This window comes from Paraburkholderia translucens (assembly GCF_020881035.1).
Classification (GTDB): domain Bacteria; phylum Pseudomonadota; class Gammaproteobacteria; order Burkholderiales; family Burkholderiaceae; genus Paraburkholderia; species Paraburkholderia translucens.
Window position 1 is genome coordinate 417,257 of sequence record NZ_JAJITC010000005.1, and the last position, 18,594, is coordinate 435,850.

17 protein-coding genes are annotated in these 18,594 nt (G+C 61.7%); 13 read left to right on the forward strand and 4 right to left on the reverse strand.

The window, feature by feature from the left end:
- Window positions 1-370: 370 nt before the first annotated feature.
- The 7 genes from LJ655_RS12010 (at window position 371) to LJ655_RS12035 (ending at window position 6,801) form a co-directional block, all read left to right on the forward strand.
- Window positions 371-742, forward strand: a complete 372-nt coding sequence (locus LJ655_RS12010) for a GFA family protein (protein WP_230561453.1) — start codon at window positions 371-373, stop codon at window positions 740-742.
- Window positions 739-861, forward strand: coding sequence for a hypothetical protein (locus LJ655_RS30075; protein ID WP_268991413.1), 123 nt, complete (start codon window positions 739-741; stop codon window positions 859-861). Before LJ655_RS12010 ends, LJ655_RS30075 begins: the two co-directional genes overlap by 4 nt.
- Window positions 862-868: 7 nt before the next feature.
- Window positions 869-1,609, forward strand: a complete 741-nt coding sequence (locus tag LJ655_RS12015) for a response regulator (protein ID WP_230561454.1) — start codon at window positions 869-871, stop codon at window positions 1,607-1,609.
- The gene (locus LJ655_RS12020; protein ID WP_230561455.1) at window positions 1,606-2,949 is read left to right on the forward strand and encodes an ATP-binding protein; all 1,344 of its coding nucleotides are present in this window, start codon (window positions 1,606-1,608) and stop codon (window positions 2,947-2,949) included. The genes LJ655_RS12015 and LJ655_RS12020 overlap by 4 nt, the downstream gene beginning before the upstream one ends.
- Window positions 2,950-3,382: 433 nt before the next feature.
- Window positions 3,383-4,804 carry a basic amino acid/polyamine antiporter gene (locus LJ655_RS12025; protein WP_230561456.1) on the forward strand — a complete coding sequence of 474 codons (1,422 nt, stop codon included), beginning with the start codon at window positions 3,383-3,385 and terminating at the stop codon, window positions 4,802-4,804.
- Between the two features lie 116 nt (window positions 4,805-4,920).
- Window positions 4,921-6,111, forward strand: coding sequence for an arginine deiminase (locus LJ655_RS12030; protein ID WP_425605802.1), 1,191 nt, complete (start codon window positions 4,921-4,923; stop codon window positions 6,109-6,111).
- A gap of 351 nt (window positions 6,112-6,462) precedes the next feature.
- Entirely contained in the window at window positions 6,463-6,801 is a 339-nt protein-coding gene (locus LJ655_RS12035) for an RcnB family protein (RefSeq protein ID WP_230561458.1), read from the forward strand.
- A gap of 136 nt (window positions 6,802-6,937) precedes the next feature.
- On the opposite strand, the gene LJ655_RS12040 is transcribed toward LJ655_RS12035, so the two are convergent.
- Together LJ655_RS12040 and LJ655_RS12045 are read right to left on the reverse strand one after the other, a co-directional pair.
- Window positions 6,938-8,263, reverse strand: coding sequence for a type II toxin-antitoxin system HipA family toxin (locus tag LJ655_RS12040; protein WP_230561459.1), 1,326 nt, complete (start codon window positions 8,261-8,263; stop codon window positions 6,938-6,940).
- Window positions 8,264-8,265: 2 nt separating this feature from the next.
- Entirely contained in the window at window positions 8,266-8,736 is a 471-nt protein-coding gene (locus LJ655_RS12045; RefSeq protein ID WP_230561460.1) for a helix-turn-helix transcriptional regulator, read from the reverse strand.
- A 795-nt stretch (window positions 8,737-9,531) separates the two neighbouring features.
- Between LJ655_RS12045 and LJ655_RS12050 the strand changes: the two genes are divergently transcribed.
- The 3 genes from LJ655_RS12050 (at window position 9,532) to LJ655_RS12060 (ending at window position 12,035) form a co-directional block, all read left to right on the forward strand.
- Window positions 9,532-9,957, forward strand: coding sequence for a hypothetical protein (locus LJ655_RS12050; protein ID WP_230561461.1), 426 nt, complete (start codon window positions 9,532-9,534; stop codon window positions 9,955-9,957).
- A gap of 11 nt (window positions 9,958-9,968) precedes the next feature.
- Complete coding sequence (locus LJ655_RS12055; protein ID WP_230561462.1) at window positions 9,969-10,184, forward strand: YMGG-like glycine zipper-containing protein; 216 nt, start codon at window positions 9,969-9,971, stop codon at window positions 10,182-10,184.
- 285 nt (window positions 10,185-10,469) lie between these two features.
- The gene (locus tag LJ655_RS12060; RefSeq protein WP_230561463.1) at window positions 10,470-12,035 is read left to right on the forward strand and encodes an alpha/beta hydrolase; all 1,566 of its coding nucleotides are present in this window, start codon (window positions 10,470-10,472) and stop codon (window positions 12,033-12,035) included.
- A 57-nt stretch (window positions 12,036-12,092) separates the two neighbouring features.
- Here LJ655_RS12060 and LJ655_RS12065 read toward each other — a convergent pair whose 3' ends face one another.
- Together LJ655_RS12065 and LJ655_RS12070 are read right to left on the reverse strand one after the other, a co-directional pair.
- On the reverse strand, window positions 12,093-13,277 hold the full coding sequence (locus LJ655_RS12065; RefSeq protein WP_230561464.1) for an endo-1,4-beta-xylanase: 1,185 nt from the start codon (window positions 13,275-13,277) through the stop codon (window positions 12,093-12,095).
- A 288-nt stretch (window positions 13,278-13,565) separates the two neighbouring features.
- On the reverse strand, window positions 13,566-13,877 hold the full coding sequence (locus tag LJ655_RS12070) for a BON domain-containing protein (RefSeq protein ID WP_230561465.1): 312 nt from the start codon (window positions 13,875-13,877) through the stop codon (window positions 13,566-13,568).
- A gap of 835 nt (window positions 13,878-14,712) precedes the next feature.
- Here LJ655_RS12070 and LJ655_RS12075 point away from each other — a divergent pair.
- From LJ655_RS12075 to LJ655_RS12085, 3 genes are all read left to right on the forward strand, one after another.
- Window positions 14,713-15,864, forward strand: coding sequence for a porin (locus LJ655_RS12075; RefSeq protein ID WP_230561466.1), 1,152 nt, complete (start codon window positions 14,713-14,715; stop codon window positions 15,862-15,864).
- 202 nt (window positions 15,865-16,066) lie between these two features.
- Complete coding sequence (locus tag LJ655_RS12080; protein ID WP_230561467.1) at window positions 16,067-17,158, forward strand: LacI family DNA-binding transcriptional regulator; 1,092 nt, start codon at window positions 16,067-16,069, stop codon at window positions 17,156-17,158.
- Window positions 17,159-17,306: 148 nt separating this feature from the next.
- Window positions 17,307-18,554, forward strand: coding sequence for an ABC transporter substrate-binding protein (locus tag LJ655_RS12085; RefSeq protein WP_230561468.1), 1,248 nt, complete (start codon window positions 17,307-17,309; stop codon window positions 18,552-18,554).
- Window positions 18,555-18,594 lie beyond the last annotated feature (40 nt).

The following is an 18,594-nucleotide window of genomic DNA, read 5'->3' on the forward strand; positions in this document are numbered from 1 at the left end:
GCGAGCTGACGCCGCATGCACGGCGGACGAATGAACTGCTGGCCAACGCTTTGAACTACCGGGTGACATGCAGCGCGCTTCAAAAGCGAAACATCGCACTGCACCATGGGTATTGGATGTGGCTAGTGATTAAAAGTCAAGCGTATTCAAGCTGACTCATAGACCAGCCGTAATCGGTCAGTGGCTGTGATCGCCCACTTCCTGATCGCACGGTTGTAACTGGCGGTGCCGGCCAATCTTGCGGATCATGTGCTAGCTCACGCGACTTATTGCAAGATAATGTATCGACTCGTATGCCGGATACATTACGACATAATTCGCCTGATGAACCAGGCTATAAAGCAGGCATCGTCAAATCACGGAGAGCACCATGAGCGCCGAGTTGCTGCAAGGATCGTGTCACTGCGGGGCCGTCAAGTTCGAAGTGCGTACAGAAATCGTTCCGGCCGGCCGTTGCAACTGCAGCCTGTGCCGCCGCAAGGGCGCGCTGATGACGCCGCTGTTTCCCGCCAGCCAGCTGAAGATTCTGAGTGGTGAAGACTCGCTCACGCTATACCAGTTCAACACGAAGGTCGCGAAGCACTACTTCTGCAAGCATTGCGGAATTTATCCATTTCATCAGACGCGCAAGGATCCGCAGCAATGGCGTGTCAATATCGGCTGCCTGGAAGGCGTCGATCCGTACGCGCTCGAAGCCGGCGTGGCCGACGGTGCGAGTCTTTCCGTGCTGGAGGACGCATGAAACGCCTCTTCGCCATCGCCTTGTTCGTCGCGGGCGGCTTTGCGACCGAGTTCGCGCATCCGTTGCAGTGTTCATTGATCCAGGCGAGCGGCGTGCAACTCAAACGCCGCGACAGATAAACCATCGATGGAAACCAGCGACCACGTACTGATCGTCGACGACGATCGCGGCATCCGCGAACTGCTTGCCGGATACCTCGAGAAAAACGGCATTCGCGTCTCCCTTGCGGCCAATGGGCGGCAGATGCGCGCTGCGCTCGAAAACGGCGCGCCCGACCTGATCGTGCTCGACCTGATGCTGCCGGGCGAAGACGGTCTCGCGCTGTGTCGCGAGCTGCGTGCCGGAAAGTTCCGCACCGTGCCGATCCTGATGCTGACGGCACGCAACGAGGAAGCGGACCGGATCGTCGGCCTCGAGATGGGGGCCGACGACTACCTGACCAAACCGTTTGCCGCGCGCGAACTGCTCGCGCGCATCCGCTCGGTACTGCGTCGCGCGCGCATGCTGCCGCCCGGCATGCAGGTGACCGAATCGGCGCCGATGCTGTGCTTCGGCGACTGGCGGCTCGACACGACCGCGCGCCATCTGCTCGACGCGGACGGCACGATGGTCGCGCTGAGCGGCGCAGAGTATCGGCTGTTGCGCGTGTTCCTTGATCACCCGCAGCGCGTGCTCACGCGCGATCAGCTGTTGAATCTCACGCAAGGCCGTCAAGCCGACCCGTTCGATCGCTCGATCGATCTGATGGTGAGCCGCCTGCGTCAACGTCTGCGGGACGGCGCGCGCGAACCGCGCTACATCAAGACGCTGCGCAGTGAGGGTTATGTGTTTTCGGCGACGGTGACCGCGATCGGGGATGCGCAATGAATGCCGCGTCCTCGCGGTCCTTGCTGCGCTGGCCTCATTGGCCGCGCACGCTGTTCGCACGGCTCGCGGTGATCCTGTTCGTCGGGCTTGCCGCCGCGCAGTCGCTGTCGGTCTGGCTGACGATGACCGAGCGCGACCAGACGATGACCAACATCATGATGGGCTACATCGAGCGCGAGGTGGCGAGCTCGGTCGCGCTGCTCGATCATCTGCCGCCCGACGAGCGCGCGCAATGGCTGCCGCGGCTCGCGCGGCGCAGCTACGAATTCGTGCTCGGTCCCGGCGTGCCCGGCGCGCCGGTCGACGCGAGCCTGTCGGCGCGCGTCGCGCAATCGATCGGCGATGGCATCGGCAGGCGCTATCCGTTGACCGTCAACGCAGTGCCCGGCGATCGCGAGCGTCTGCAGGTGCATTTGAAACTGAGCGACGGCACGCCGCTCACCATCGACCTGCGGCCGATGCCCGGCGCACCGTTGTCGCGCTGGCTGCCGCTCGTGCTGACGCTGCAACTGCTCGTGCTCGTTACCTGCTGCTGGCTCGCGGTGCGGCTCGCGACGCGCCCGCTCAATCAGCTGGCCGTCGCGGCCGACACGCTCGGCCCCGACCTGAAGGCCGAGCGTTTGCCTGAAGCGGGTCCATCCGAAGTGGCGCGCGCCGCGCGCGCGTTCAACGCGATGCAGGACCGGATCGCCACGTATATGACCGAACGCATGCAGATTCTCGCGGCGATTTCGCACGACCTGCAGACGCCGATTACGCGCATGCGTTTGCGCGTCGACACGATGGACAACGAGACCGAGGCCCCGAAGCTGCGCGAGGATCTGCAGGAAATGGAAGCGCTGGTCAAGGAAGGGGTGACTTATGCACGCACGATGCATGGCACGACTGAGGAGCCGCGCCGCATCGATCCCGATGCGCTGTTCGACAGCCTCGTGTGCGATTACGTCGACGCCGGGCAAAGCGTGACCTTGCAGGGCCACTTCGGCCAGTTGCTGACGTTGCGTCCGCAGGCCTTGCGGCGCATCGTCGGCAATCTGGTCGATAACGCGCTGAAGTTCGGCGGCGCCGCGCAGATCGATATCGGCGCGGTGCGCGATGGTGAAGCTACCGTGTCAGTGCTCGATCGCGGTCCCGGCATTCCGGCCGAGTCGCTGGAGACGGTGTTCGAGCCGTTCGTTCGGCTCGAAGGGTCGCGCAATCGTCAAACGGGTGGCACGGGGCTGGGGCTCGCGATCGCGCGGCAACTCGCGCTCGCGATGGACGCGACGCTCACGCTGCACAACCGTGTCGGCGGTGGACTGGAAGCGCGGTTGACGTTGAGGAAGTTGCGCGAGTCATAATTGCCGTCGTTCGTTGCGGCATTCGTTCTCAGGTTAGTACTGTTGACCACATTCCTGAACCGCCCCTGGTTCGGCCCGCTTCAGCGAATCCCCATCATCGTTAAATCATCTGTAACGAAAACGACTTATTGACGTGATCGATACAGAAGTATGCGTCGCGCGTCATATTGCATAAGTGGTATCGCGAATTGTTAATTCGCGCATTCAATGAAATTCGGCAATGCAGCATTGATTGTCGATTCGATCGAATAGCGCGCCGCAGGCCATTGTGCGGTCTTGGGTTCAATTGACAAACGTCAACGGACAGACCATTCTTTTCGTGTGGTGGTTGCGGAGTAACGCGGCTGATCAGAGACAGTGACTGGGCGAGAGAGACAGCTCGTTCGAATCTGATTACAGATCCTTGTTAAGAAGGCAACTAAAAGGAATCCGAATGGCGTCCACTCAACAAACAATGCCAAAGATGCAGCTCACCGGGATGGTGGTGGGCGGCATGGTCGGAGCCGGGATATTTTCCTTGCCACGGACTTTTGCTGATGCGACCGGTCCGTTGGGCGCCGTGATTGCCTGGCTCATTGCGGGCACGGGTATGTATATGCTGGCGCGCGTGTTTCAGGCGCTGGCCGAACGAAAGCCCGAACTGGACGCTGGGGTGTTTGCGTATGCGAAGGCGGGATTTGGCGACTATCCGGGCTTTCTTTCCGCTTTCGGCTACTGGATCGGTAGCTGTATCGGCAACGTGTCGTACTGGGTGCTGATCAAATCGACGCTCGGCGCATTTTTTCCGGTGTTCGGCGACGGCAACACGGTCGTCGCGATCGTTGTTGCATCGATCGGCATCTGGCTATTTCATTTCATGATCCTGAAGGGCGTGCAGCAGGCCGCCTTCATCAACGGTATCGTCACGGTCGCCAAGGTCATTCCGATCCTGGTGTTCATCGTGATCCTGGCCTTCGGCTTCCGGCTGAACCTGTTTCAGGCGAACCTCTACGGCGGCGGACTCGAAGGCAATATTGTCGAGCAGGTGCGAGCCACGATGTTGGTCACGGTGTTCGTGTTCATCGGTATCGAAGGGGCGAGCGTTTATTCCCGCTATTCAAGGAAGCGCTCCGATGTCGGCCAGGCGACGATTCTCGGCTTCGTCATCGTCACCGCGCTGATGGTGCTGGTGACGTTGCTGCCTTACGCGGTGCTCCAGCGCGTAGACATCGCGGGCATGCGACAGCCATCGATGGCGGCCGTGCTCGAAGCGGTGGTCGGTCATTGGGGCGCAGTTTTCGTCAGCATAGGTCTGCTGGTTTCGGTGCTGGGCGCTTATCTCGCCTGGTCGCTGATCTGCGCCGAAGTGTTGTTCTCGGCGGCAAGGACCAAAGACATGCCCGCCGTGTTCGCGCGGGAAAACATCAACAAGGTACCAGCCAATGCATTGTGGCTGACCAACATCGTGGTGCAACTGCTCGTCATGAGCACGTATTTCTCGCGGGATGCATTCGCGCTGATGCTGAATCTGACGAGCGCGATGTCGTTGATTCCGTACCTGTTCGTCGCGGTGTTCGGTGTCATGAACGCGAATCGTGGCGACGGTTACGACGTGCGTCCCGAAGAACGCCGGCGCGACGTAATCATGGCCGCAATCGCGGCCATCTACACGGTCTTCATGATCTGGGCGGGCGGCCTGAAATTCATTCTGCTTTCCGCCGTACTGTATGCGCCGGGAACGGCGCTCTATATCTGGGCTCGACGCGAACAGAACAAGAACGTCTTCATCGCTTCCGACTGGATCATTTTTATCGTTGCGGTCATCGGCGCGATCATCGGCATCTATGGCCTCGCGACTGGCAGGATCGCGCTCTGACATCTGGTTGAACGGAGCCGGTCAACACTAGTATTCAGGAGATCATCATGGCAAACACAGACGCGAAAGCGGGTGAATTGGGTGTCCACTCCGAAGTCGGGCAATTGCGTAAAGTGATGGTCTGCGCGCCGGGGCTCGCGCATCAGCGTCTTACCCCGAGCAACTGCGATGAACTGCTGTTCGACGACGTGCTATGGGTCGAGAACGCGAAGCGCGACCACTTCGACTTCGTCACGAAGATGCGCGATCGCGGCGTCGAAGTAGTGGAGATGCACAATCTGCTCGCCGAGACGGTCGCGGTGGCCGAAGGCAAGAAGTGGATTCTCGACAACCAGGTGGTGCCGAACCAGGTCGGCCTCGGCTTTATCGATGAATTGAGAAGCTATCTGGAAGGGCTCGACAATCGCAAGCTAGCCGAAACGCTGATTGGCGGGCTATCCACTCACGACTTTCCGGAAGAGCATGGCGGCAAGGCGCTGGAGGTCGCGAAGGAAGCAGCGGGCGGCACCGAATATCTGCTGCCGCCGCTGCCGAACACGCTGTACACGCGCGACACCACTTGCTGGATCTACGGCGGTGTCACGCTCAATGCGCTGTACTGGCCGGCGCGCCACGAGGAGACGATCCTCACCACGGCGATCTACAAGTTCCACCCCGACTTCGCAGGCAAGGTCAACGTGTGGTGGGGCGACCCGACCGAGGACCACGGTCTCGCCACTTTGGAAGGCGGCGACGTGATGCCGATTGGCAAGGGTATCGTGCTGATCGGCATGAGCGAGCGCACCTCGCGTCAGGCCATCAGTCAACTGGCGGCGACGCTGTTCAAGAAGGGCGCGGCCGAGCGCGTGATCGTCGCGGCAATGCCGAAGATTCGTGCGGCGATGCATCTCGACACGGTGTTTACGTTCGCGGATCGCGATTGTGTGCTGGTCGCCCCGGACTTCATGGCGAAAACGCGGACCTATTCGTATCGGCCGAGCAGCCATCCGAGCGGCATCGAATTGCACCCGGAAAACAAACCATTCACCGACGTCGTCGCCGAGGCGCTCGGGCTGAAGGAACTGCGCGTGGTCGAGGCGGGCGGCAGCGATTATCAGCGCGAGCGCACGCAATGGGATAGCGGCGCGAATCTCGTGTGCGCGTCGCCGGGCGTCGTCTATGCGTACGACCGCAACACCTACACGAACACGCTGCTGCGCAAGCAGGGCATCGAGGTAATTACCATCGTCGGTGCGGAGTTGGGCCGTGGACGTGGCGGTGGCCACTGCATGACCTGTCCGATCATTCGCGATCCGGTCGACTATTGATCAGTCAGGCGAATCGATCTCTCAGGTGATCGGCAAAGTGTCGCCCGCTCGCTGAAGTGGCGAGCGGGTGCGAGCGTCAACTCCGCTGATCGCCGCGTCGAGACATGCGGTAGCCGTGGCCAGGTCCGGCTTGAAGTCGAACTTCCTTTGACTATACTTTTTAACGACTTCGGGTCGCGCCTGAAATATCGAATTCGATATCTCGCGATTTACAAGAATTGCATTCGCCAGACCAGCGATCGCCCCAATAAAGTTCGAGTTGATGGATCTGCAAGTACCTGGATGATCACTTTCACGTCGAACGCGTGAACGCGCGGAGCTTTCTTCCATTCACCGCACGGAGGTTCGAACATGAATAAACGCATTGTTGCGCCACTCGTCGCCTTGTCATTTACCGGTTTGTCCGCACTTGCGATTGCGGCTGGCGCGCCGCCGCAGGACGAGGGCGGTGGCCAGATGGCCGGCACGGGCCGTCAGCAGATGATGCCGTCGATTCCGCATCGTGACTGGCATAAAGGCGAACGTGTACCGGCCGAATACCGTCACTACAACTTCATGATGGACGACTGGCGTGGACACGGCCTCAGTGCGCCGCCCCGCGGGCATAAATGGCTAGGTGTGAATGGCGACTACGTGCTCGTCACGACGAACAACTGGACCATTTCCGACATCGTCTCAGGAACGCAGTAATGCTTCATCGTGGTGCCCAGCTTATCCGGCGCTGAAGCCAGCGCCGGATAAGCTGGGCAATTCTTTGCAGTCCCCTGCATATCGCTGAGATGCGGCTGCTGAACGAGCGGGCGCTGGCAATCAGGGCGGTTGGGCTTTACCGGGCAAGCTTCCGGCTCAACCGGCGCATGCCTTCGAATACCGCCTCGGCCACGTCCGCAGGAAAGTCAGCGGGCAATCGCGGCGATAGGGTGTCGATCACGGTCTCCGTTTGCGCGGTCAACTCGTCGATCAGCGTATCGACATCCGTGGCGGAAAAGCCGACGCGCTGTCCTTCAGCGACCCAATGCCGGCGCTGGATCTGATTGAGCAGATAGTGGACGTTCTTGCCGCGAACCGCCATCGCCAGTTTGACTTTCTGCGGCGCGAGGCGCCCCGCGCCGCTGCCGATGATCGGATGCGCGGACAGCACGTCATAAAGCGGGGTGGATTCGTAGCGATTGCCGGGCAGATGCGCGATGCTGAAGTTCTTCGCGTGGCCGTCGGTCGCGGCGAGCAGCCAGAAGACGAGCTGCGTCGCGAAGAAGTTGCGCCGGTCCGTTGCCGCGCGCGCGGACCCCGCGAGTATCTCCATGATCGCCTCGATGCCCGGACCGCCGTCCGACTCGTACTTGTGCAGCGCCGATGTGCCGGTGGCCTGGCACATGTCCTCCTGCGGTAGCCGCACGATCCACGTGGCGTCGCTCGACGCACGGCGGTCGAAGCGCTCGACGATCAATACCTTCTGCTCGTCGAATCGCGCGATTTCGCAGCGCGCGACGGGCAGCCCATATGCCGCGACGATCTGCGAGCACAGCCATTCGTTTTCCACCGACGTGCGCATATCGGCGCGCATGTTGCCGACGAGCCCGAGTGGCAGCTTGAAAATGTGCGTGGTGGGCGTGCTGCCTTCGGGCAGCAGCCATCGGTTGCGATGACGCAGCAGCGCGGTCTTTTCCTGCGCCCCGGCGATCGACAGACGCAGATCTTCGAGCGGATCGTGCTGACCGAGCGGCGCCGTCGACGTCGTGCCGCGCAGCAGCGCCGCGATTTCGCGGTCGCTGAGTTCGCGCCCGTGGATGCTGGTCAGATCGCTCGGTTCTTCGTCCGGCGGCAGCAGTTGCAGCGCGCCGACGCAGTCGCGTCCTAGCGCGCTGAGCAACGCGAACGGTGCGGTGCTGCCGGTCCGGTAGCGCGCCGCGATGCGGCGCCGGATCGGTTCGCTGTCGGGCAGCAGGTTGTCGAAATAGTCGGCGACGATCTGGCCGCGATACGGCTGATTGCCCGGAGTGAACGGCAGTGACAGCGATAGCGGGCGTCCTTGCGGATCGTGGATCCATTCGTCGCCATAGGTCAGGCGCTCGCCGCTGCGCGTCGTTTCCCATGAGCCGACCGGCAGGCCGTTCATCCACAGGTTCAGGCGGTTCGGTGTGCCGCGCGCCATGCTTACCAGTCCTCCCGTTTCTTGCTGGGGTCGGCCACGTTGGTCTTTGGGGCGGCGCGGGCGGACTTGGCTGCTTTGGCCGTGGTGCTGTCTCCAGCCTCCCGGGACGATGTGCTGGTCGCGCGTTGCGCCGGCCCTTGTGTGCGCGCCTGCTTTCGCACCGACTCCCCCTGCTTGGACGGCGTGCGCGTGGCGCGGCCGGAAAGGGTGCGGTTCGACGGCGGCGCGGCGTCTTCCACGGCAACGCGTTGCGCCGGTCGGTTCTGCGTGAGATTCAGATCGACCTGCAGGACTCGCAACACCCTGAAGAGCCGTTCGACGCTGACGGCCGCCGGATTCGCCTCGAGCTGCGCGTAGGTCTGTTGCGTGACTCCGAGGTGCGCGGCCATTGCGGCCTGCGTGAGGCCCGCGGCCTTCCGGAAGCCCAGCAGGATCGGTCTCAGTTGGCTCAGTGTCTTGATGGGGTAGTCCACGGTCGTTCTCCGGTTGCGCTGCGACGGCGTAACAGGTCAAAGCCTGTAAGTGACCGATACAGTCTATACTCTGTATTTTGTAAATACAAGCCAAAGGCTGTTAATGATGAGAACGGGCGCAATCGAAATGACCTCCGGCAACCCTCGTCAATAACGCAACTAACCGTCCACCGCGCATCGTCAACCCCTTCGCTGCTGCGCAGCCACTCCGGTGCAGGCCAGGCGCGATCGAGCGGAAGTTGTTCGACGGGCGAGCCGGGCGTGAGAAACCCATTCGATCAGCGATCAGGATGACGCACAAGCGCATCAACAGAAAATCGCATCCGTTCCACTATGGGTTGGTACTGTTGCTAGAAGAAGAAAGCGACTCGGCTGGAAATAAATCAATGCCAATCGCTATCAATTGGCAGTCTCATCAGGAAGCCGAATGAATAACCGGTCAGCGTTCAAGCGCCTTGCATCGCTTCCTTTCAATGGTCGAATGGCATTTGACACAATTTCACATCGGTGCGCGTCGCGCGGAATTGGGCTTGGAAATTGCCAAAAAGACTATAGACTCTAAAGCGTGTCTGACGCGGCAAGGGCAGCACGAGTCCACTCGAAGCGCGCGTACAGCACATACGCGAATCACTCCAATCCTTCACGAGACTTTCGTCATCAAGGCGTCTATTCGCTGACACGACCCGGCGCCAAAAGAGCCAGAACCGACGTACCGCGCCGAGCGCTGAACCTGAAAGGAGATTCGACGAGGCACACAGACCATTCCTCCAAATAGCCCGATCGAGGCCGCCGGATGTGGTCACCGGCGGGACGCTGGAGAACATCACTTCCCTGGAGTATGCGATGGCAAACAAACCGCAATGGCGAACGCTGTTATCCCTGACTCTCCTGTCGCTGGCAATGATAGGCAACGTCGCGCGAGCGGAGAGCATTCCAATTGTCACGGGCCAGCAATGGATGGCGTCGACGGAAGACCAGAAGAAAGCGTATCTGATCGGTATCTCGAATGTGATCGATGTCGAGCGTGCCTATGCCGGCAACACGGCCAACAGCGATGACATCGCCCAGCGCTTCGGCAAGGGCATGCAGGGCCAGACGCTCGACAGCGTGCGTCAAGGCCTCGACAGCTACTACGCCGCCAATCCCACGATGATCCAGCACCCGGTGATCGAGACCCTCTGGTTTCAGATGGTCGTGCCCGGCCTGAAGAAAAATCAATAAGGAGAACGATCATGAAACGACTTGGGTGGATCGTCAGTATCGGTGCGCTGTCCGCGATGATCGGTTGCACGGACATGAGCCCGCGGACGCAAGGAACGGTCGGCGGTGCGGCAATCGGCGCGGGCGCCGGTGCAGGCATCGCCGCGATTGCCGGCGGCGATGCGTGGACCGGCGCGCTCATCGGCGGCGCGGCGGGCGGCGTGGCGGGCAATATCCGCGGCCGTTAGTCATGGCCTGCGAGCAGGCGAGGCCGGGGCGCGGCGTGGGTCGCGCCCCGGCTTTTCGTCAATGAACCGGATGCATCGCTGAACCACTGTGCTTGCATCGCGCACGTCTGCATTCCCTGCGATGCCTTGATGATTCGGTGTCGCGCGCCCGCGCGACAAAGTTTGAACCGGTGACTAAAAGCCCTTAGGATATTCACACCGGAAGCCGTCGCGATGACGGCATGCCCACACAACGCAGAGAGCAGCCTGCGCGCGGTGCAACCTTCATCTCATCAAGAGAACACGATGCTGCGCACGTCACTGAAGGTAATAAAGATAAGTGCATGGGTGGTGGTGCTGCTGGCAGTGCTCGCATTCGGGTTGCGCGCGTGGTACTCGAAGCGCGGGCCAGAGCTGTCGGTGTGGCACACCTACGTGCCGCGCGAAATGACCGTCGAGGAAATCAACACCGCCGACTGGAATGCGTATATCGAGGCCGAGAACCGGATTTTCGAGGACGTGCGTGTCAATGTCGTCGAAAAGTTGCGTCCGTCCGAGCGCATTCCGGCGAATCGCTATTACGAGGGCTCACCGATCTTTCCGTGGCATTTCGCCCAAAACTGGAATCACTCGTACATTCTCGAACCCTCGGGGCCGCCCGTCGGCGCGGTCGTGCTGCTGCACGGCATGACGGACGCGCCGTTCAGCATGCGGCACATCGCGCGTCGTTATCGCGATCGCGGTTTCGTCGCCATCGGCATCCGCCTGCCCGGACATGGCACGGTGCCGGCCGGGCTCACCGACGTGCACTGGCAGGACTGGACGGCGGCCACACGGCTCGCGGTGCGCGAAGCGCGCCGTCGCGTGGGGCCTGGCAAGCCGATCGAACTGGTCGGCTTCTCGAACGGTGGCGCGCTCGCCTTGCAGTACGCGCTCGACGCGATCGAGAATCCCGCGCTGACGCGTCCGACGCGCGTCGTGTTGATCTCGCCGATGATCGGCGTCACCCGCTACGCGCGCTTTGCCGGTCTCGCCGCATTGCCCGCGCTATTGCCAGCCTTCGCACCGGCCGCGTGGCTCGGCATCGTGCCGGAGTTCAATCCGTTCAAATACAACTCGTTTCCGGTCAATGGGGCGCGGCAGTCCCATTTGCTGACGAGCGTGATTCAGGAGCAGATCGCGAGGCTCGAGCGCGAGAACCGGCTGGATACCTTGCCGCCTGTTCTGACTTTCCAGTCGGTGACGGATTTCACGGTCAGCACGCCCGCGGTGATGTCGGCGCTCTACGACAAGCTGCCCGAGAACGGCAGCGAAGTCGTGCTGTTCGACCTGAACCGCAGCGTACGCTTCAGGATCTTCCTGCGCGTCGCATCGTACACGGCGCTATCGCGGCTGTTGCGCATCGGTCCGCAGAACTATCGCACCACGGTGATCGCCAACGCATCGCCCGACTCGGCGCATACCGTCGAGCGCAGCATTTATGCGGGCGAAGTGCAAACCCGCGTGAGGCCGCTGGACATCGACTACCCGCAGGATATTTTCTCGTTGTCGCACGTCGCGATTCCGTTTCCGATCACCGACGCGCTGTACGGCATCGCGCCGGACGACTCGGAGAACTTCAACGAGAACCTCGGCACGCTCGCGCCGCGCGGCGAACGCGGCACGCTGATTCTGACGCTCGATTCGATGTTCCGCATCGCGTCGAATCCGTTCTTCCCATATCTGCTGCAACGTATCGATGAAGGCATCGGCAAGATGCCGCCGCCGGTCGTCAAATCGCCGCCACGCACGCATGAAACCGCTGACGGTCAGCCCGACGATATCCCGGCGGATCTCAACGTGCTCGAGCAGGCCGGCGCCGACGAACCTTGAGACGCCGATTGCCTGAATCGAGCTGACGCTGACGGTGTTTCCGCCGGAAGATCGACGTTATGGCTGATACGACGAATCGACGATCGTCCATAGCGCCGCCTTCGGCTTCAGGTTTTCATCGAACGGCAACGGCAGATTGTTGCGCGGCACCGGCGTCGACGTCAGCCACGTGTGCTTGTCCGAGTAGCCCCAGAACGTCACCGCCTTGATGCTCGGCTCCTGCTCGAACAGAGCGAACACCGCGCGATAACGCTCGGCCTGCGCACGCATGATTTCGTTCGGCACCGGATGGCCGAGGTCCGGCAGACATGCGTGCGGATCGTTCCAGCATTCGCCCGAATCGGCATAGAGACTCACGTCGAGCTCGGTCACCTGATTTTCGAGGCCGAGCGCGGCGACGTCGTCGAACGCCTGCTTGATGTTCGGCAGCGGCGGCCAGTTCACGCTGATATGCATTTGATGCCCAACCCCGTCGATCGGCACGCCTTGCGCACGTAAGTCGCGGATCACCGCGAGCAGCTTCGCGCGCTTGCCGGGATCCTCGGTGTTGTAGTCATTGATGTAGAGCTTCACGTTCGGATCGGCCGCGCGCGCCGCGCGGAAGGCGATCGCGATGTAGTCCTTGCCGAGCGCGCGATACCACGGACTGTCTTCGCGGTATACCTGATGCGGATCGTCGCTGATCACTTCGTTGACCACGTCCCACGCATAGACCTTGCCGCGAAAGTGTGTGACGACGTCGGTTACATATCGATCGAGCCGCTTTGCGACGATGTCGTGATAGTGCGGGTCTTTCGGATCGCCGGCGAAGAACCAGGCCGGCGCTTCAGTCCAGTCGCCGGCCTTGAAGTGCCATACGAGCGTGTGGCCGCGCACCGCGATGCCATGCGCCTGAGCAAACGCGACGATCTTGTCGGCCGGCGCGAAGTTGTATTGGCCTTGCGCGACGCCGATCGTGCCCGGCTTCATCTTGTTCTCGGCTGTGAGACTCGAAAACTGCGCCGCGATGAGTGCCGCGTCGGCGGGACTGTCGATCGAATCGGGCTCGATTGCCGCGCCGACCTTGAAGTGCGAGGCCATGACACTGCGCAGTGACGGCAGCGGTTCCATGGGGGCGGCTGCGAGCGGCGGGCTGTCTTGAGCGGCCAGCGCCGGGTTGTGCGCGCAGCCCGCGGTCCATGCCAGCGTGCAAACGGCGACGGCTGCGCAGAGCATGCGCATCGAAGTCCTCAAAGGACGCATTCCTGTCTCCTTGTGATGTGGCGTTCGTTCCGATGGTTCTCTAACTACTTCTAACGTTATCGGTAACAATCGCGATGTTAGGCAGCGCCTCCCCGAACCCGCTATGGGGGATTTACCTGACGTATCAAAAACAACAATGCGGGATGAATGAACGCCGAGTCGCCCAATGGGACCAGGAATTTGAAAGCGCTTTCAGGCGGTGGCTGCATCGCACGTTCGCGCCGCAAACTGCGCGAAACGGCGCGCCAGTCAATCAGTCCGACTGGCGAGACGGAAAACCGGAGCCGTTTAATGTGCGTTCAGCGAGCCACCGTCCGGGGAGAGCCGGTTGTCTACCGAAGTGACGCCGGGCACCGACATCGCACTCTGCTCGGCACGCGCGACATGATCCCGCTCTGGCACCCATCCGACCAGCGTGATATGTCCCGAGTGGGCAAGGACAAATACATGTGACATCCCGACACCGCTGCGCGCTTCCGCAACACGCACGGCATGCGCGAGTTGTTGGTCGGTGGGCTGCGAATCGCTCTGGGCATGGACCGCCGGCGCGATTGCGGCTGAAGCTAATAACACAAGTGCAGAAACAAGGACTGTTTTCACGATAACTCCTTACGTACCACGGTGCTCCGGCAAACTGCGCCGGCAAATCTTCTTCCGGCCGGACGCCATGCGCGGCCGCGGAAGTACATCGGACAAAATCCTCTTCCCATTGGATGCACCGCGCCTGTCGCGGTGGGGCGTCGCGATTTTGTCGCTCGGGGCGACGAGCGGTCGTGCGCCGTCGCCCGGGGAAAGTCTGCAAGGGCAGCGTGTTCGAGCGGGACGTCGCGCGTGCGGCGTGGCGGAGGAACAGCGGGAGCCGAGGGATGGGAGCTGGTTGGAGCGCTCGTGGTGGAGCGCGAAAGCCAGACGGATGCGCTGACAATCCCGCACTCAGCCGGCTACGCAGCTGAGCCCGGCTCGTTGCCCGGCATCGTATGCATTGATGATAGTCGCAAATTTCTGCCCCTGCCGGGAGCAGAAAGACCGGCGGTCAAGCCCGAACCGGCAGGATGAGCGAAACGAGCCGTTGCATCTTTGCAACGGCGATGGCGATTTCAGCTTGCATTCGAGCGCGATTTCCGAGCCGGGCAGCCGCTGAGCGACCCGATCGGCGACATTCGCGGGTTGCGATGGCGCATGAATTCAAACGTATTTCCGGCGCTTATGACCATCAGGTAATGGTCACGAAACGGGGTGCTACTTCGGGATCGGGCGGAGCGCAACTGTTATCGATAACAGCGTTTTCCCTGAGCCGTTAGTTCGATGCACGGCGCAAGGTCATCCCTATAATCGCCTCGAAATGTGAAGCGAACATTTCAGCAAGTGGGGAACGCGTGAGAACGCATGCGTCCTGATGGGCTTGGAGACGCCAAAACACATATAGGATATCTAAATGAAAAAGAAGCTTATTGCCCTGTCCGTGATGGCAGCCGCAACGACGGTGGCCCATGCGCAGAGCAGCGTCACGCTGTACGGCCGCATTGACAACGGCATTCAGTTTGAAACTGGCCTTCCGGGCGGCCACGCATGGTCGGCCCAAAGCGGGGACTGGGGTTGCTCCTGGTTCGGCCTCCAGGGCGCCGAAGATCTGGGCGGCGGCACGAAGTCGATCTTCCAGCTCGAAGGTCAGCTCAATACGATGACCGGCGCATCGGCGGGTAATCTGTTTGGCCGCCACGCAACGGTCGGGTTCACCAACGACAACTACGGTCTGTTCAAGATTGGTAACCTCGGTGCGGGCGAACTGTCGCAGGACAGCTGGGGCACCGACCCGCAGTTGATGCAGCGCTACGCGATCTCGACACTGGTGCGCGGCCGTAACTGGACCAGCACCAGCAACGGTGCCGAGTACAACTCGCCGGTGCTGTTCGGCGGCCTCGTGTTGAAGGGCCAGTATTCGCTGACCAACAACACAAGCTGGAACTCGGCGCCGGTCAATGCGCAGGGCGTACACACCGGCCAGGGTCGTACCAACGCAATCGAAGGTATCTACACGTGGGGCAGCGGCGATTTCCGCGTGATCTATGACGAAGTGCGCGGCGCCGACGGCACGTTCAACAATGTGTACAGCGCTTCGCGGATGGCCCTCGTCGGCGGCACGTATGTGATCGGACCGGTGAAGCTGTACGCGGGCTACCAGCACCTGAGCGCGCCTAACGCGACGGACGCTAGCGTGGGCGTAGCCGGCACGCAGCCGCTCGGCGTGAGCGCACCGACCAGCGTGAACCACGAATGGTTCGGTGCCGCATGGCAGGTCACGGCGCCGACGGCGTTGACGGCCGCGGTCTATCACGCGAACGCGAACAACGGCAACGGCAACGCGACGCTGTTCACGCTCGCCGCGACGTACGCGCTGTCGAAGCGCACGTTCCTGTACACGGAAGCCGGCTACGTGCACAACAGCTCCACGTCGAACATCAACCTGGGCAACGGCTCGTACGGCAACAATAACTTCAATCCGGTGACGGGTACGTCGTCGAACGGCAACCCGAATTACGGTCATAGCCAGACCGGCGTCTTCGCCGGGATCATGACCTCGTTCTGAGTTGAGATTGCCTGATCAGCAATCGTAGTGATCTCTTTGTTTCAAGGACTGTTTAATTCTCTTTCATAGAGAGGCCGGTGCGACGCCTCCTCCACCCTCGTCGCATCGGCTGCTTTTTCGATTTTCGAATTCATCACCGGATATATCGCGCTTTTTTTTCAACGTTTGAAAGCGCTTTCAGGACAGGATTCAGGCAGAAGTCATGACCGACGACGGCTCAATCGACGACCCCGGCGCGCCCACGGTACCTCAAGTACCCACGGCACCCAACGTGACGCTCGAAGCTATCGCGCGCGCGGCCGGTGTTTCTCCGAGCACCGTATCGCGGATCCTGAACGGTTCGGCGCGCGTGCTTCCCGCCAAGCAGCGGGCAGTGGAAGAAGCGATCGCGCGCTTCAACTATCGGCCGAACGTGCTCGCGCGCAGCCTCGCGAGCGGGCGGACCCACACGATCGGCGTACTGACACAGGCGGTGTCGAGCCCGTTTTACGCGGAGTGGTTGCGCGGCATCGAAGAGGCGCTGTCCGAGCCCGGCTTTACGCCCATCTTCGTCAGCAGCCGCTGGAACATCAACGAAGAAAAGGCGCGCCTCGAGCAGTTCATCGCGCGGCGCGTCGACGGAATCATCCTGCTGCACGCGCAGCTCGATGAACCGAGCTTGACCGACTACGCGCGCCACGCGCCGATGCTCGTGCTCGGCCGCTCGGTGCAAAACAGCGCGACGCTCGCGGGCCTGCCGATAGACAACATGCAGGGCGCGCGCGACGCGACCCGTCATCTGATCGAGCAGGGCCATCGCGAGATCGCGTTCATCGCGGGACCCGCCAGTCACGAGGATGCGATCGAGCGCCTATGCGGCTATCGCGTCGCGCTCGAGGAAGCGGGCATCGGCTTCGATGCCGATCTTGTCGAGCAGGGCGATTACCTCGAAACGGGCGGCGTCGCCGCGATGGAGCGGTTGATGGTGCGCCATCCATCGTTCAGCGCGGTGTTTTGCGCCAACGATCAGACCGCGTACGGCGCGCGGCTCGCGATGTTCCGCCGCGGCGTGCGGGTGCCGGAGGACGTGTCGCTGGTCGGCTTCGACGATCTGCCGACTTCGTCCTACATGACCCCGCCTTTGACGACGGTCCGCCAGCCGACCTATGAAATCGGCCGCCTCGCCGCGCAGGGCATCGTGCAGATGATCCGCAAGCAAACGATCGCGCTCAGTCCGATTCCGCTCACGCTAGTGACGCGTGAAACGACGCGGCGAATCACGTCTCCCGTGAAGCGGGGAGATACGCGGACCTAGCGGAAGTTTTTTCGCCTTGGCGTGAAAGCGCTTTCAGGCATCAGCAGGCAACAAGCAACGCAGCAACAAGCACAACAGGGGAAGTAGGTCAGCAGCAACCAGGTAGTCATTGAATGCATTTCAAACAGGATTCACAAGGAGACGAGTAATGAAATTCCGTTTTTCAGGCTCTGCCGCCGCCGTTCTGCTCAGCCTGGCCGCAGTCGGCGCGCATGCCAACACCACGTTGACGGTCGCGGTCTTTCCGAAGCTGGATCAGGAAATCAAGGACGCGCTTCCGGCCTGGAAGAAGCTGCATCCGGACGTCGATATCAAGGTGTCGTCGCTCGCGATTGGCGATCACCACAACGCGATGACCACCGCGCTCGCGACGAGCTCCAATCTGCCCGACGTGATGGCGGTCGAGGTCGGCTTTATCGGCCGTTTCGCTGCGGGCGGCGGTCTCGAAGATCTGTCGAAGCCCCCGTACAGCGCGGGCCAGTACAAGAGCCAGTTCATCAACTACACGTTCGCACAGGCGACCACGCAGGATGGCACGATCGTCGGCATGCCGGCCGATATCGGTCCGGGCACGCTGTTCTATCGCAAGGACATTCTCGACAAGGCGGGCGTGACCGAAGCGGATCTGACGAAGTCGTGGGACTCGTATCTCGCGGCCGGCCAGAAGATCAAGAAGGCGACGGGCGCGTACCTGATGGCATCGTCGCGCGATATCGAGGATATCTACATTCGCGCTGACCTGAAGGAAGGCGACGGCGTCTACTTCGACAAGGCCGGCAATCCGGTGGTCACGTCGCCGCGCTTCGTCAAGGCGTTCGAACTCGCGAAGAAGGCACGCGATCTCGGTCTCGACGCGAAGATCTCGCCGTGGACGAACGAATGGGCCGAGAGCTTCAAGCGCGGCACCGTCTCGACGCAGATGATGGGCGCGTGGCTCGGCGGCCACCTGTCGTCGTGGATCGCACCGGACACGAAGGGTCTGTGGCGCGCGACCAATCTGCCGAACAACGCATACGCATCGTTCGGCGGCACGTTCTACTCGATTCCGGCGAAGGCGACGCAAAAGGCGATGTCGTGGGAATTCATCAAGTTCCTGACGACGCGCCAGGATACGCAGCTTGCTTCGTTCCGTTCGATCGATGCGTTCCCGGCGCTGCTCGCCGCGCAGAACGATTCGTTCTTCGCGGAGCCGGTCGCGTTCCTCGGCAACGAGAAGGCGCGTCTGATCTGGCGTGATGCGGCCTCGCACATCCCGGCGATCCAGCGCAGCAAGTACGACCAGGTGGCCGAAGAAGCGGTCCACTCGGCGCTCGACAAGGTCGTCGATGACGGCGTGGACGTGCACACCGCGTTGCAGGAAGCACAGGACCAGATCGCGCATCGCGTTCGCCGTTAAGCGTTGTTGATGAAAGGTCGCGGCACGCTGCGTGCCGCGA